Origin of the sequence: Legionella lansingensis, from assembly GCF_900187355.1 — a bacterium.
Taxonomy (GTDB): Bacteria; Pseudomonadota; Gammaproteobacteria; order Legionellales; family Legionellaceae; genus Tatlockia; species Tatlockia lansingensis.
In genome coordinates this window covers 1,485,001-1,500,773 of record NZ_LT906451.1, presented here as the reverse complement: position 1 = coordinate 1,500,773, position 15,773 = coordinate 1,485,001, and the positions used below count along the sequence as shown (strand labels likewise).

Sequence of the window (15,773 nt, the reverse complement as noted above, 5' to 3'; positions counted from 1 at the left end):
TTTATCGTCTATAATCCAAAGTATCCAAGGAAGGACTCTGAGTCAGAGAGCATCATAGAGCTTTGACTCTCACACAAGGAGCGGTGTTGGGCCAGCTTCCGTGCTGGTTCGCCGAATAACGATGAAAATACCAGTCCAATTAAAAAATTTAGGTGGCAATATCCCTGAAAATGAGATTGCATTACACGTCTCCTACTTTATTAAATCCGAAAATGGAGAGTTACGTCCTCAAAGCGATATCTATCCCTCTCCTTCTTCAGGTGAAATCGCCATTAATTTGGGGAATAATCTTGTCAAAACCAAAGACGTTTTCTTTTTAATTACCTTAAAAAAAACCAATATCCTGGCACAAAGCTCAACCTCTGCCACTAATCTTAAAGAGGATGCCCCCGTTGCTTTGGAATTTGATTATAACCCGCTTGTATTGTCCGACCCTGATACTGAAATGATTGCTCCCCAACCATTATTTGTTTATGGGCGCCTGCTTGAAAAAAATGGCAAAAAAAAGCTCGAGGATGTGCAAATCATTTTTGAGGCGACCCGCGCTAATGACGGAGGGGTTCAACCTATTGCTAGTGTGCGGACAGAAGCAAATGGTTATTTCTTTATTGAATACCCGCAAGGCTACTTTGTTGATGCAACTGCTCGTATAGGTTTGCAAATTCGAGAAAATCCAATTCCAATCCGACTTGAGGAAGTCGTTATCGACGATGAAGCCACAATGAACGTCTTTCCAAGGAACATCATTCTCGTCGCTGACCTGATGGAAGCTACAGAAGAAATTACAGAAACGGAATGTGGTTGTGAGGCGCTGGACGTTCATGAGAACAAACGAATTTTAGAAGAATACTCGTTTTTTAGTTTAGTGCGCACCACAGAACCTGAAATTTTAGGTTATGTACTGGAAGAAGAAGACGATATTACTCTGGATGACATTTTAACTCATCATCCTATTCGGATTTGGGAAATCATTGATCCTATTATTAAATTACCTGCCTTTAGTCATCTTGCAACCCGTGCAAGAGTGAATTTACCTGAAGTCACTGAGAGAAGCACACGCACTGAAATAACAACCAGAAATTCTCGTGATCGCTCCACTGAAACGCCTCAAGACAATGAATTGGCCGAGACGCTAAAACAAATAAAAATTAATCGTACAGTCTTGAACAATTTTTTACAGCGTGAGATCAGCGTTACCAAAGATAACATTATTGATCTCATTGAAATGAATGAAAGCTATCGCTTCAAACGCAGAATGGATCAACTGAAAACGAAACCACTTGGAAGAGTTGTTTTGAATGTGGAAAATACGGTTGACTGGGATTTAGAACCCACATTATATCAAGCAGTCTCTGTTGCTCACGGACATTTACTCCATTTCAAATCCGAATGGATTGCTGATGGCTATTCTCTTGGCGATCTGCTTTACAGCCTACCTCTGGCCCCAGGTCAAAAGAAACAAATTGTCGTTTTTGATTGGGAACGACGAGAATCGGCTACTAATATTCAATCGTTGGAATATGAAGAAAGCCTTTACAACTCCCTAAGTCGCGACAGAGATATTTTTGAGATTACCAAAGGGGTCATCGAGGAGAATATTTCTGGTAAATCCAGTGCGACAACCGCAAGTGCTAGTGCTGGTATTGGGGGGGTGATAGGTGGTCTTCTCTTTGGTGTTTCTGGCGGTGTAGGCCATTCAGGCTCTACAGCTTCGCAGAAAAGTTTGCGTCAAACGACCGCCAGTGACTTACAAAAAATCAGAGATCGTATTGTCCAGTCTGCGAATGCCATCCGCAGTCAACGCTCTTCTGTCATTCAAACCGTTTCACAAGGAGAACGTTTCGAAGTTTCCTCAGAAACCGTCGCTAACTACAACCATTGCCATGCGATGACCATCCAATATTTCGAGGTGCTACGTCATTTTAAAGTTCGTCAACGCTTTGCAGAGGCACGAGAATGCCTATTCGTGCCACTTCTTATGAGTCAATTTGAATTAAACAAGTTATTACGTTGGCGGGAAAGCCTTGAACTCAGTTTGCTGAACCGTACCTTATTAAAAGGTTTTGCGGCAGCAGAAAGGGTAAAAAATAAATGGCTTGATAGCAATTTCCCCGCCGGTACCTTTGCTTCTGAAAAAATTCTCAATGCCTCAGGTAATTTTCAAATTAAATTTATTATTCGCAGACCTGACGATAAGATGGTGGAGGTCGATGATTATTCCAAGCCCATTTATGGTGGGCAAAATATGATTGTCGGCTATCAAAAGAAAACCATTGAGGACATTAATGAGTCAAACTGGCAGAGTTTAATTCCTTTTCTTGGCGCCGATACTCCCAGAGGCTTCTATGATCATCATTTGAAGAATGCGAAAAATAAAGACGAGGTCTTTCATCGTTTACTGGGAGAAAAAATTGCCACCGCCTTTGTTGGTGCACTCACCTTTCATGTTGCTGATGAAACGGGAAACGAAATTTCCTCCATGGCATTTGATACCACCCTAACGTCCCGATATAGAAAAGAAGGGGTGTTAAATGTTTCTGTTCGCTTTATGGGGCCTTCGCAATTCAGCCGGGACAAAGTGCACTACATTAAAATTCGCTGCGGAACGAACAATATTTTACCCGACTTTTCCTCAATCATCGTGACTTCTGGATTTATTCGCTACAGGACCAATCATTATGAAGGCTTCTTATGTAGGTTCCAGAGTATTTATGACGACTTGTCACCCAGTGATGGAGTAACACTTTATGCCGGACCTAGTTTAGATGAATTGCGTGACCCACGCAAAGAGGATATCGCGCTTGTCAATGCCCTCATCGATCACCTTAATGACAATTTAGAGTATTACCACAAAGCAATCTGGCGAAGGATGTCACCGGAGAGACGGTTCTTACTGTTGGACGGTATTATATTGCCTGGAAATAAAGGATTGGGGCGAAGTCTGGCCTCTTTAGTAGAAAATGAACTCATCGGTATTGTTGGCAACAGCCTTATTTTCCCAGTTGCTCAAGGGTTAAATCTTGACCCCAATTTTGGTTCTTCTGACTCCTTGACAGATTACTACATGGTAGCAGCCGGTGATCCCATTAACATCACCGTGCCTACCAAAGGTGTCTATGCTGAAGCAATGATGGGGCATTGCAATTCTTGTGAAGAAAAAGACGAGAGCCGTTTCTGGCGTTGGGAAGAATCACCGATTCCCGATAGTCCCACAGCAATTAATCCTATAAGCACAGAAAGCCGAAGAGCCGAGCCAGGCAACTTACAGCCGACTGCATTTCCTAATCCCATGGTTAATATCCAAAATGCACCCAATGCACCCGATCCAACAGGCTTGGCTGGTACTCTTTCATTGCTGGGTAAAGCAGACTCCTTTAGGGATATAACTGGTCTTGCGCAAAATCAAACCAACGCCTTAGAGGCTTTAAAAGCATCTTTTGATGCCACTAAAACGTTTGGTCAAGAAGCTGCAAAATTGGAAATTCAAAAAATGATGGATAAACGATTGGATAATGCGATCAAGGCCATTAATAACAACCCCAACCTTGATGCAAAACAAAAAATGGAACTGACAGAAAAGGCGCTGAATGCCTATCTCGGTGCGGGCGCTAACACCACTCAACCACCCAAAGATGGTAACGCAGATAAATTACAGGAAGGTATTAATAAGAATATCGATAAAGTAAATAGTAGCAAGACGGGTGAAGTGGCGATAACCAAACCAGATGGTACCAAAGTCAGTACAAAATTTGATGGAGGTACCTCAGGCCCCGTCATTGAAACCAAAATAGGTAAAGGCGGCATTACTCCCATAAAGCAGGAAAATACCAATGCTTGTTGGGCTACGGTTGCTACCATGATGATGCGTTGGAAAGATGGCAAAAATTATACAATTGAAGACGTTCTAACAAAAGCCGGTGCGCAATACCTCAATTATTATAATCAGAAACAAGGCTTGCCTTACACAGAAAAGCAAAATTTTATTACTTCGCTTGGTATGAAGGGTGAACCGTTAGGCACCTATACGGCACAAAATTATCGCGATTGGCTGGTTGAATATGGTCCTTTATGGGTCACGACAGATGCTGATCAGACAAAAGGATTCTCAGCGCATGCGTTGATCATTTCAGGTATTAGCTCTGATTTAAAATCTTTGGAAATTATTGACCCTGTACAAGGTAAAAAGCTCGTACAATCCTTCGAAGAATTTTCCAATGCTTTTAAGGCGCTAATTACCGATAGTGAGTTACTACCGACAACACAGGTCGTTCACTTCTTGCAAAAAATCAAGGCCACTGAAGGTAACCCATCGGAAGCAGATATCGTTAAAGAATTAAATGAATATGATCCTGCAAGCTCTGAAACGTTAGTGCTTAACCGGGTTGAATTCAATACAGGGATATCTGGGATTACCAATTATAAAAATTGGAGTACTGACTCTTCAGTTATCCATAACCAACACAAGAATCCCTACAGAGAACCGTTTGGCATTAGACATCTCGTCTTACACGAGACCGCTGCTGATACAGGTGATGGCTTCGATGACTCTCATAATGAAACCTCGCACATGTCAGTTAAACGAGATGCTACCATTTTGCAATTTAATGACTTAGTAGAGTGGGAGCACCATGGCTCAGCCATGAACGCCACCAGTATCGGGATTGAATTTGTCAACCGCGGCTGGCTTTCTTCTTCCACTGATGACGGTGGCGAAGGGATCCCGGCAAAAGAGTCTTCTCTCACAGAAGCCCAAAAAGAAACTTATAAAGAGGCAAACGGATATTTATGGGCATTCTGGGGATATGGCTTTAATATCTATCGTGTTCCACCATCTATGGATCAACTCGAGAAAGAAGTTGAGGTCGTGAAATGGTTAACAGTGGATTTGCCAACAAAATTACAATCAATAAGTGGTATTTCCATTTATAATCTCTTTCCCTCTATTGATGACACCTGGTTACAGCTGGTCTCCTACGATGAAGTAAAAGACGTTTGGACATTTAAAGAGGAAGATGTCCCGCCGGAAGCTCAAAGAACTGAAAAAAATCTCTTTATCTTTACCACAGGGTATGAATTTTTAGAGCCTGCTAATTTAACCGATAAAAGTGGCATCATCTCACATAACGCCTTTTATTCAGGTCATAGCGACGGTTCTTTCTTAACTTTATACACTTGGCTGCGTTTAGAAAAAGGAAAAACCAAAGCGAAGGCTTATGATCTTTGCAAAACACTTATGAAAAATCACCACATTCGGGTTTCATTGACCAGTGATACAACGAAAAAGATCTTTGTATTGAATGTGAAGGATAGTAATCTGACATAGGCGGGTTATAATTCTGAGAACTCTCAAATAGTATTAGAGAACGTCCCTAATACCCCATAGATATTCGTATGGTCATTAAATGGGATAATTAATGCATAGTCTACCCATAATCACAACTCTTGCAACAGCACTTGGTTTGGCCCTGATAATGGGATTTATTGCCGTAAAACTTAAGCTTCCAGCATTGGTTGGATACTTATTAGCCGGTGTAATCATTGGTCCATTTACTCCTGGATTTGTAGCTAATGTTGATATAGCAGCAGAATTTGCTGAGATAGGAGTAATGCTATTAATGTTTGGCGTTGGTCTTCATTTTTCTTTAGATAACTTGCTTGAGACACGCAAAATTGCATTACCAGGTGCCCTCTTACAGATTATCGTAGCTACATCTCTGGGGACCGGTGTTGCGATTTTCTGGGGTTGGGAATTAAGTCATGCGTTGATATTGGGTCTTGCGTTATCCGTCGCTAGTACAGTCGTATTAATTAGGGCTCTAGAAACGCAAGGTTTACTGGGATCTACTAATGGACAAATTGCAGTTGGATGGTTAATTGTCGAAGACATTGCCATGATTATTGTGCTTGTATTTTTACCTTTTATGGCTCAATGGTTTGATGGAACCAGCGTAGAAAATGCAGGTAAAAATGTATGGGTCCTTTTGGGAATTACGCTTTTTAAAATTTCATCTTTTATTATTCTAATGTTGCTAGTTGGTCGCTGGATGTTGCCTAAATTTCTATGGCAGATTACACGAACTGGCTCACGAGAACTTTTTACTTTATGTGTTATAGCTGTATCCATAGGTATTGCTTTTGGCGCATCAAAATTATTTGGGATATCATTAGCCCTAGGTGCTTTTTTTGCAGGAATGATAATAAGGGAATCTAAATTCAGTCGTCGTGCTGCAGAAGAATCATTGCCATTTAGAGATGCCTTCGCTGTACTATTCTTTGTGTCCGTTGGTATGTTGTTTAATCCGCATATCTTTGTCGAACAGCCATTTCGAGTCCTTGTGGTGGTTGGCATTATTGTTGTTGGAAAATCCATTGCAGCAGCAATGTTAGTGCTTGCCTTTCGTTACCCCTTAAATACGGCACTAACTGTATCAGCTAGTTTGGCCCAGATTGGGGAGTTTTCGTTTATCCTTGCCGGCCATGGCGTGCAACTAAAATTATTATCAGGAGAAGGACAAGGATTAATTCTTGCGGGAGCTTTAATCTCTATAGCCATTAATCCTCTTATATTTAAAACAATCGCGCCATTTCAAGTCTGGCTTCGTACAAGATCGTCATGGGTTCAAATTTTTGAGCGTCCTGAAGATCCGCTAGCGGAGTTACCGATTACAACAGATGAGAAATATTTGTCAGGTCATGTGGTTTTAATTGGATATGGTCAGGTCGGAAAACGCATTGGAATAATATTGACCGAACACGGCATTCCCTATGTGGTTATTGATCAAAACCGTGAACTCGTTGAGCAATTGAGAACTGATAAAATGGCAGCGGTATTTGGAAGCGGCTCTGAACCATCAGCACTTATTCAAGCCCATATTGCGCGAGCAGGCATGTTAGTCGTAGCGACCTCTGATGCGTTTGATATTAGACAGATGTTAAATATAGCTCAAAAGATAAACTCCAAAATTGAAGTGGCTATCCGAGTGCAAAACGAAGAGGAAGAAGCCTTACTAAGTCAGGAAATTGATGGGGCTTTCTTTTTAAGTGAAGAAGAGCTAGCCAAAGGCATTAGTGAATATATATTGAATCGATTTGGAATGTCTACTTTAAAAAAGAAATTAAAGAAGTAATATTGATGCTTCTCTAGATTTCTTATTCCGGAAGTTTGCGGAAGCTAACTGCCAAGCGGTTCCAGCTGTTAATTGTAATAATTGACATTGTAAGCTCAATGGTTTCTTTTTCACTAAAATATTTTGAGACTTCCTTATAGATATCATCAGGAGCATGCGTTTCTGATAATAAAGTCACTGCTTCAGTCCAAGCCAAAGCTGCTCGCTCACGATCAGTAAAAAAAGGAGATTCTTTCCATACCACTACCGCATGGAGTCGACGCTCAGATTCACCTTTTTTTCTTGCCTCAGCAGTGTGCATATCAACACAATAAGCACAACTGTTGATTTGCGAAGCACGAAGTTTAACCAGTTCAAGAAGTGACTTTTCTAACCCGCATTTATTGACATAACCCTCAAGATTTAGAATTGCTTTAACTGCATCAGGGGCAAGTTTGTTATAATCAATTCTCATTGTAATTCTCCTAAATTTTAGTATTGTCCACACAAGTCAATGAGCTAGGATTCATCAGTAATCAATACTCTATATCTGTGAACCTCATCTAAATAATTTTGAACACTGCTTCTTAATGTAGAATTTTCGGGTAATGTTGTGAGTAATTGTGCTGCTTCCTTAATCCTTTTTCTCTCTGATTTTCGCTCTTCTTTGCCACAATAAGTATCCAAATTATGCACATGGGGTAGTTGACTCTTATAGTTATCATGTCCATGGACATACCAAATATGGTAATCATGCAACTCAGCAGGTCGTGCATCCTGTGTCTCTTTTGCGGCATCCCAGCGATTCCAGGTGACGTATATTAAAGGCCATTGGGCTATTTCTGCTGCCGACAGATTCTCCACTATTATATTCCAGGGAATATTGAAAAATTCATGCACTTTATTATCTTTGACCGCAAGCTTAAAGGAGTGATTTATGTTATCGATTGTTCCGGCTAAAGCTTCTTTATTCGCCTCTTCGTAAACAACACCGAAATAATCAGCAAGAGACTTGATCACATCAAACCGAGTAGGAGCATGGCTAAATATGCCAATGCTATCCGCAGTCAAGGTATAGTCCAGGATTTTTAAAGTTGGCTTATAAGCTATTTGTACGAGTTCTTTAACTTCAGTTTCAGAAATCACTTCCTCATCAAGTAACAATTTCAAACCAAAAAAAGAGTATTTTTGCTCATTAATAATGAAATTCAGTGAGCGAAGCTCATTGGTAATAAACAGATGTTCGTAGGCAGCAATAAATTCACTGTTATGGTTAGAAATTAAAATGGTGACTTTCACGTCGTTTTCATGCAGAAATCGTATTAATCGTAGTGTGAAATAATCGCAGCTCCCTCTATCTGCCACTTCATCACCAATTAAGCGAACCAAAATTTTATTTTTGATTTCCAATTGACACATAAAATCATTGAATTGCTGTACTAACTCAGTAAGGGCTTCTCTAATATAAGGTCGTTGAAGATGCAATTTAGCCAGTTCCCCGAAGGTTTCGTATATATGAACGAGCACGTTATATCCTGCAATGGGATCAATACCAGACTTGAATTGAATAACCCCATGTCTTAGCAGAAATTGCGCGAGCTTAACCACGTTACCATGGAGATCTCCAATGGTTATTGAATGCGAATTTTCTTCAAGTTCCGTAGGATATTGATAGATATCAACGGATTTTTCTATAATTTTCATCGTGATTTATTCAGTTTCAGTACTCCCTACAAGTCAAGATGAACTTTTTTGCCCTTCCATAGGTCGCTGTCACCCCATAATTGCAGGCGCCATGCATTAAATTCCACGATATTCTTTGCATTCATCATTAAATTAATATCATAACTGACATTCTTTAAGTACCATTTGAAGGTTTTTCGGGCTTCATCATCTTCTGGAGACACCTCGAACATTAGTTTGTCTACCCCAAATTTATCGATTAGGGCAAAGATAATATCCTTACGCCAATCATCTGGATTTGGTATTCCTTCAGTAATCCCCTCAGATTCAACCATTAGCATGAAAGCTCCTGCATCAAAAAAGCGCTCAGCTTCTTCCAACATTTGGGCTAAGGATTTCGTAGGTTTTGCTTTTTGCTGATAATCAAACTCTTGTATCCCCCCACCTACTCCGCTCATGATAGTGATTTCAGGTTTTGCTTTTAAGCCCAGTTTTTCAATTTTTTGCACAAGCTTAATTTGATCAGCCAAACTAAAACAATCCGGGTGTTCGAACATACCACTCGAAACTTCCACGACATCAAACCCTAACGCCCTGGTTTCTCGAAGATAGTGATCGACATTTTTGGGATCTTGAATGACAATACGCTCAATAAAACCGCCTGTATTTACATAAACGCTATGTTCATGCGCAAGCTGGGTAAATTCTTTAACTGTTGTTGGCGCGAGTAAAGCCTGCACTCCACCGGCAAATTTCAATCCATCAATATAGTAACCCCATGTACTCAACAGCTCTTTAAATTGTCCGACAGTAAACGCTTCATAATAAGCACCGCGAATTTCAGTTAAGCTGGTATCGCGAGGCTTAGGAGGCAATAGCTTCAAGTCAACAAAGTTGAAGGCTCGATGAAAATCATTGTTAGACATGTGTATTCTCCTCACTATGCTAGACTTTTGCGCGTGACTCAAACAGCTTAATCATCGCTTCGTTAAATTGCGGGATATCATCAGGCTTGCGGCTAGTTAACAGTTGCTCATCACAGACAACTGGGGCGTCAACCCATTCTGCTCCAGCATTAATGAGATCAAGTTTGATAGAATACCACGAAGTTACCTTATGACCCTTTGCTACTTCTGCGTTAATCAGCATCCAGGGGCCATGACAAATAGCAGCAATAGGTTTATGTTGCTCGCTCATTTCCTTTACGAAAGCAGCAGCTTCAGGGAAAGTACGTAATCGATCAGGGTTAATAACACCACCAGGTAGAAGTAAGGCATCAAAGTTATCCGCTTTTGCCTTGGTAAGCGGAACATCAACAGAAAAAGTATCGCCCTTCTCCAAATGATGCCAACCTTGGACATAATCTTTTTCGGGGGAAATTAAAAAGGTTTCAGCACCTTCGTTTTCTAATGCTTTACGTGGCTTTTCCATTTCCACTTGTTCGAATCCATTAGCTGCCAAAATGGCAACTTTAATTCCTTTTAATCTTTCCATGATTTAGCCTATTTGAGTTGAGTCCTTTACCTAATTTAATTATAGTTAAAGTTGTTCCTTTTCGAATCTCCGCGGCATCGACCGCAGAGTCCATCGTGTCAGTCGGGTTATGGATACCGCGGTAATTCGTTTATTTGATCACTTTTTATAATTTTAGCTCCTTTTGCCAACAATTCTTCTCTAATTTTTTTGAACGCCTCGGGATCCAGGGGATGAGTTGCATCTTCAATCAAAAAGCAGTCGAATCCTTCTCTTAAACCATCTTTAATCGAAAAATAAACACAAATATCTGCACATAATCCGCAGAAATATAACTTTTTTGCCCCTTTTTCTCGCAGATAACCCGCCAGGCCCGTGCTTTGATTGTGACCATTATCAAAAAAACCGCTGTAGCTATCTATTTCTGGATCAGTCCCTTTGCGAAAAATCGCTTCAATGTCGTTCGTCTTAAGTTGTGGATGAAAAGCCGCTCCCTTTGTACCTTGTACACAATGATCTGGCCAAAGAATTTGTTCTATCTCGTGCAGGACAATTTTATCAAAAGGCTTTTTCCCTGGATGATTGGACGCAAACGATTTATGGTTAGCAGGATGCCAGTCCTGTGTTGCTACAACAAGATCAAATTTCGGTTGCAGGCCATTAATGACAGGCACAATGATATCGCCATCAGGAACTGCCAAAGCGCCTCCTGGCATAAAATCATTTTGCACATCCAGAATAACTAAGGTATTCATAACTTTTTTGTATAGTATTGAATTAATTGATCACGTTTGTCTTTAAGTGCCGTACTTAATCCCACTTTATAAATATGAGGATTATTAAAGCGTTTATATTCATTGGGTAAATGACTTAGGCGTTCTTGTGAATACTGTCTGAGTTCACTAACGTTCGAATTTACGGACAAGCCTTTACCTTTCTCCATAACTTTTTGAAGCATGGCTTCTTTTTTGCATCCACTAAGGCTTAATGATTTGGACGATTCAAAGGAATGATGCATAAGGTTAATTTCCTTTTCACTCTTTAGAGCAATAACATCTGCCCCCCAAAACGTGCCATCGTCAGCTAAGATTCGGTAAACTTGCTTTCTATCAGGTAAATTAATCTTACTAAGACTTTCAGAGAGCTTAATACATGGCTTCTCGTTTGCCAGTGCAAGCTTATATACCCCATCAAGAGCACCATCAGGATGCCCAATAACTAGATTTGTGCCGACACCGAACATATCAATAGGAGCTTTTTGATCAAGCAAACTTTTAATAACATGTTCGTCCAGTTGGTTAGACGCGATAATTTTGATATATTGCATACCTGCCTCATCCAGCCTCTGTCGAGCTACTTTCGCCAGGTAGGCTAAATCCCCGCTATCTAGGCGGATTCCCTGTAAGCGGTGTCCGCGCTGCTCCATTTCCTTTGCTACTGTAATGGCATTCGGTAAACCACTGTCTAGAGTATGATAGGTATCGACCAATAAAACACAACTATCAGGCCACAACTCAGCAAAATCTCGAAAAGCGGCTAATTCATCGTTATAGCTTTGTACAAATGAATGAGCCATAGTACCTGAAGTAGGAATGTGATAATCACGGCCGCTACTTAGGTTACTTGTAGCATCAAAACCACCAATCACAGCAGCACGACTTGCATAGTAGCCGCCAACAGCCTGTGCTCTGCGCAAGCCAAAGTCAATTAGCACCCTTTGTCCAGCAGCTTGGCGTATTCGACTAGCCTTAGTTGCAATAAGCGTCTGAAAATTAACTATATTCAGAAGAAGGGTTTCAATGATTTGTGCCTCAATGATATTCGCTTCTATGGTTATCACCGGACAATAAGGGAAGACAACTTCTCCCTCCTGACACGAATATACATTGCCTTTAAAGCGGAAATCTTTTAGATAGTTCAAAAATTGGGAATCAAAGCCTTGCTGCTGCAAAAATCTTATGTCTGTCTTATCAAAATGGATATTTTCCAAAATGTCCAACAAATCGTGCAAACCAGCAAAAACAGCATAGCCTCCTGCAAAGGGGAGTTTGCGGAAAAAATAATCAAAAATGGCAATATGATCTTTTTGTCCTTTTAAAAAGTACACTTGTGCCATTGTTAATTGGTATTTATCGGTATAGAGACCTGTATAGTTGAACATTTTATGGCAGTCCTTACTCAAATCTCATGATAGCCAAGAAAAAAAAAGCGGCACGAGGGCCGCTAGTAAAAAGCCCTGGCGATGACCTACTTTCACATGAGGAAACCTCACACTATCATCGGCGCTGGTCTGTTTCACTACTGAGTTCGAGATGGAGTCAGGTGGTTCCAAACCGCTATGGTCGCCAGGAAAAACGGTATTCTGCTGGTTTAATCACCAGTCAGGTTGGTAAAGATAATATTCGGTAACACAAGCTTTTCTTCTGTCTTTTATTGTTTGGCCATACACCCAAAGCAATTCAGGTTATATGGTCAAGACAATCAGCCAATTAGTACGAGTTAGCTTCACACATTACTGTGCTTCCACACCTCGCCTATCAACGTCGTCGTCTTCAACGGGCTTCAGGGGAAAACTCATCTTGAGGGAGGCTTCCCGCTTAGATGCTTTCAGCGGTTATCCCGTCCGAACTTAGCTACCCGGCAATGCAACTGGCGTCACAACCGGTACACCAGAGGTTCGTCCACTCCGGTCCTCTCGTACTAGGAGCAGCTCCTCTCAATTTTCCTACGCCCACGGCAGATAGGGACCGAACTGTCTCACGACGTTCTAAACCCAGCTCGCGTACCACTTTAAATGGCGAACAGCCATACCCTTGGGACCTGCTTCAGCCCCAGGATGTGATGAGCCGACATCGAGGTGCCAAACACCGCCGTCGATATGAACTCTTGGGCGGTATCAGCCTGTTATCCCCGGAGTACCTTTTATCCGTTGAGCGATGGCCCTTCCATTCAGAACCACCGGATCACTAAGACCTACTTTCGTACCTGCTCGACCCGTCAGTCTCGCAGTCAAGCACCCTTTTGCCTTTACACTCTTGGTACGATGTCCGACCGTACCGAGGGTACCTTTGTGCTCCTCCGTTACTCTTTGGGAGGAGACCGCCCCAGTCAAACTACCCACCATACACTGTCCTCATCCAGGATTACTGGACCAAGTTAGAACCTCAATAATAACAGGGTGGTATTTCAAGGTCGGCTCCATGCGAACTAGCGTCCGCACTTCTTAGCCTCCCACCTATCCTACACAGTCATCATCAAAGTCCAGTGCAAAGCTGTAGTAAAGGTTCACGGGGTCTTTCCGTCTAGCCGCGGGTACACTGCATCTTCACAGCGATTTCAATTTCACTGAGTCTCGGGTGGAGACAGCGTGGCCATCGTTACGCCATTCGTGCAGGTCGGAACTTACCCGACAAGGAATTTCGCTACCTTAGGACCGTTATAGTTACGGCCGCCGTTTACCGGGGCTTCGATCAAGAGCTTCTCCGAAGATAACCCCATCAATTAACCTTCCGGCACCGGGCAGGCGTCACACCCTATACGTCTTCTTTCGAATTGGCAGAGTGCTGTGTTTTTAATAAACAGTCGCAGCCACCTGGTCTCTGCGGCCTTCTTCAGCTCATTGCGCAGGCAACTCACCAAAAAAGGCGTACCTTCTCCCGAAGTTACGGTACCATTTTGCCTAGTTCCTTCACCCGAGTTCTCTCATGCGCCTTAGTATTCTCTACTTGTCTACCTGTGTCGGTTTGCGGTACGGTTCTCTATAAGTTATGGCTAGCAGCTTTTCCTGGAAGCAGGGCATCAATGACTTCTCTGCACCCCGAAGGGTCAGAACCACTCAGCACCTCAGCGTTAACAAGAAACCGGATTTGCCAGGTCTCTCCGCCTACATGCCAGTACCGGGACAACCACCGCCCGGCTCACCTAGCCTTCTTCGTCCCCACATCACCACTTATAGAAAGTCCAGGAATATTAACCTGGTTCCCATCAGCTACGCTCTTCAGCCTCACCTTAGGGGCCGACTCACCCTGCTCCGATTAACGTCGTGCAGGAATCCTCAGACTTCCGGCGAGAGGGTTTTTCACCCCCTTTATCGTTACTCATGTCAGCATTCGCACTTCTGATACCTCCAGCAAACTTCTCAATCTGCCTTCATCAGCCTACAGAACGCTCCCCTACCACGTGTATCTCTACACATCCGCAGCTTCGGTGGATGGTTTTAGCCCCGTTACATCTTCCGCGCAGGCCGACTCGACCAGTGAGCTATTACGCTTTCTTTAAAGGATGGCTGCTTCTAAGCCAACCTCCTGGCTGTCTATGCCTTCCCACATCGTTTCCCACTTAACCATCACTTCGGGACCTTAGCTGGCGGTCTGGGTTGTTTCCCTCTTCACGACGGACGTTAGCACCCGCCGTGTGTCTCCTGTGGTTCAATTGGCCGGTATTCGGAGTTTGCATCGGTTTGGTAAGCCATGACAGCCCCCTAGCCGAAACAGTGCTCTACCCCCAGCAATCACCCACAAGGCGCTACCTAAATAGCTTTCGGGGAGAACCAGCTATCTCCGGGCTTGATTAGCCTTTCACTCCTAGCCACACCTCATCCGATAATTTTTCAACATTACCCGGTTCGGACCTCCAGTTGGTGTTACCCAACCTTCATCCTGGACATGGCTAGATCGCCCGGTTTCGGGTCTACTCCCAGCGACTTGCGCCCTATTCAGACTCGATTTCTCTACGGCTCCCCTATTCGGTTAACCTCGCCACTGAAAGTAACTCGCTGACCCATTATACAAAAGGTACGCAGTCACACGCCCAAAAGCATGCTCCCACTGCTTGTACGCAAACGGTTTCAGGTTCTATTTCACTCCCCTCTCCGGGGTTCTTTTCGCCTTTCCCTCACGGTACTGGTTCACTATCGGTCAGTAAGGAGTATTTAGCCTTGGATGATGGTCCACCCATCTTCAACCAGGATTTCTCGTGTCCCGGCCTACTTGTTCGTATGCTTAGTTCCTCATCAATGCTACGTATACGGGACTGTCACCCTCTACGGTCAGCCTTCCCAGACTGTTCTACTTCCATCAATGATAAATCATACCAGGCTCTTCCCCTTTCGCTCGCCGCTACTCAGAGAATCTCGCTTGATTTCTTTTCCTTCGGGTACTTAGATGTTTCAGTTCCCCGAGTTCGCCTCTACAACCTATGTATTCAGCTGCAGATAACCTACTCTCGTAAGTCGGGTTCCCCCATTCGGACATCTCCGGATCAACGCACGTTTCCAACTCCCCAGAGCTTTTCGCAGGATTCCACGTCCTTCTTCGCCTCTTACTGCCTAGGCATCCACCGTTTGCGCTTCTCTTCTTGACCATATAACCTGAATTCCCTCTTTGCGGCAGCTTTTTCGCTACTCTTCGTTATCTCCATTCCCTCGCTCAGTCACATACTAATGTATGCTCCTTCACTCGCGCATGAAGATGCCTCAATTAGCAAAAAAATCCTTGCAAAGTATCCTTACTG

Annotated in this window: 8 protein-coding genes and 2 rRNA genes; 2 read left to right on the top strand and 8 right to left on the bottom strand. The window is 42.8% G+C overall.

Going from position 1 to position 15,773, the window contains the following annotated elements:
* Positions 1–121: 121 nt before the first annotated feature.
* A complete protein-coding gene (locus CKV79_RS06790; protein WP_028373396.1) occupies positions 122–5,323 on the top strand; it encodes a papain-like cysteine protease family protein in 5,202 nt (1,733 codons plus the stop codon).
* 91 nt (positions 5,324–5,414) lie between these two features.
* Positions 5,415–7,127, top strand: coding sequence for a cation:proton antiporter (locus tag CKV79_RS06785; protein WP_028373397.1), 1,713 nt, complete (start codon positions 5,415–5,417; stop codon positions 7,125–7,127).
* Positions 7,128–7,149: 22 nt separating this feature from the next.
* On the opposite strand, the gene CKV79_RS06780 is transcribed toward CKV79_RS06785, so the two are convergent.
* The 8 genes from CKV79_RS06780 to CKV79_RS06745 all read right to left on the bottom strand — a co-directional run bounded on the left by CKV79_RS06780 (position 7,150) and on the right by CKV79_RS06745 (position 15,623).
* Positions 7,150–7,581, bottom strand: coding sequence for a carboxymuconolactone decarboxylase family protein (locus CKV79_RS06780; protein WP_035915590.1), 432 nt, complete (start codon positions 7,579–7,581; stop codon positions 7,150–7,152).
* A 44-nt stretch (positions 7,582–7,625) separates the two neighbouring features.
* On the bottom strand, positions 7,626–8,810 hold the full coding sequence (gene wip, locus CKV79_RS06775; RefSeq protein WP_051546164.1) for a Dot/Icm T4SS effector Wip: 1,185 nt from the start codon (positions 8,808–8,810) through the stop codon (positions 7,626–7,628).
* 26 nt (positions 8,811–8,836) lie between these two features.
* Positions 8,837–9,715: a phosphosulfolactate synthase gene (locus tag CKV79_RS06770; RefSeq protein WP_028373399.1), complete on the bottom strand. Its 879-nt coding sequence runs from the start codon at positions 9,713–9,715 to the stop codon at positions 8,837–8,839.
* 19 nt (positions 9,716–9,734) lie between these two features.
* The gene (locus tag CKV79_RS06765) at positions 9,735–10,283 is read right to left on the bottom strand and encodes a type 1 glutamine amidotransferase domain-containing protein (protein ID WP_028373400.1); all 549 of its coding nucleotides are present in this window, start codon (positions 10,281–10,283) and stop codon (positions 9,735–9,737) included.
* A 107-nt stretch (positions 10,284–10,390) separates the two neighbouring features.
* Complete coding sequence (pncA, locus tag CKV79_RS06760) at positions 10,391–11,017, bottom strand: bifunctional nicotinamidase/pyrazinamidase (protein WP_028373401.1); 627 nt, start codon at positions 11,015–11,017, stop codon at positions 10,391–10,393.
* Positions 11,014–12,423: a nicotinate phosphoribosyltransferase gene (locus tag CKV79_RS06755; protein WP_028373402.1), complete on the bottom strand. Its 1,410-nt coding sequence runs from the start codon at positions 12,421–12,423 to the stop codon at positions 11,014–11,016. Before CKV79_RS06755 ends, pncA begins: the two co-directional genes overlap by 4 nt.
* A 73-nt stretch (positions 12,424–12,496) precedes the next feature.
* Positions 12,497–12,612: ribosomal RNA gene (rrf, locus tag CKV79_RS06750) — 5S ribosomal RNA — on the bottom strand.
* Between the two features lie 118 nt (positions 12,613–12,730).
* Positions 12,731–15,623, bottom strand: a 23S ribosomal RNA gene (locus tag CKV79_RS06745).
* Positions 15,624–15,773: the final 150 nt, after the last annotated feature.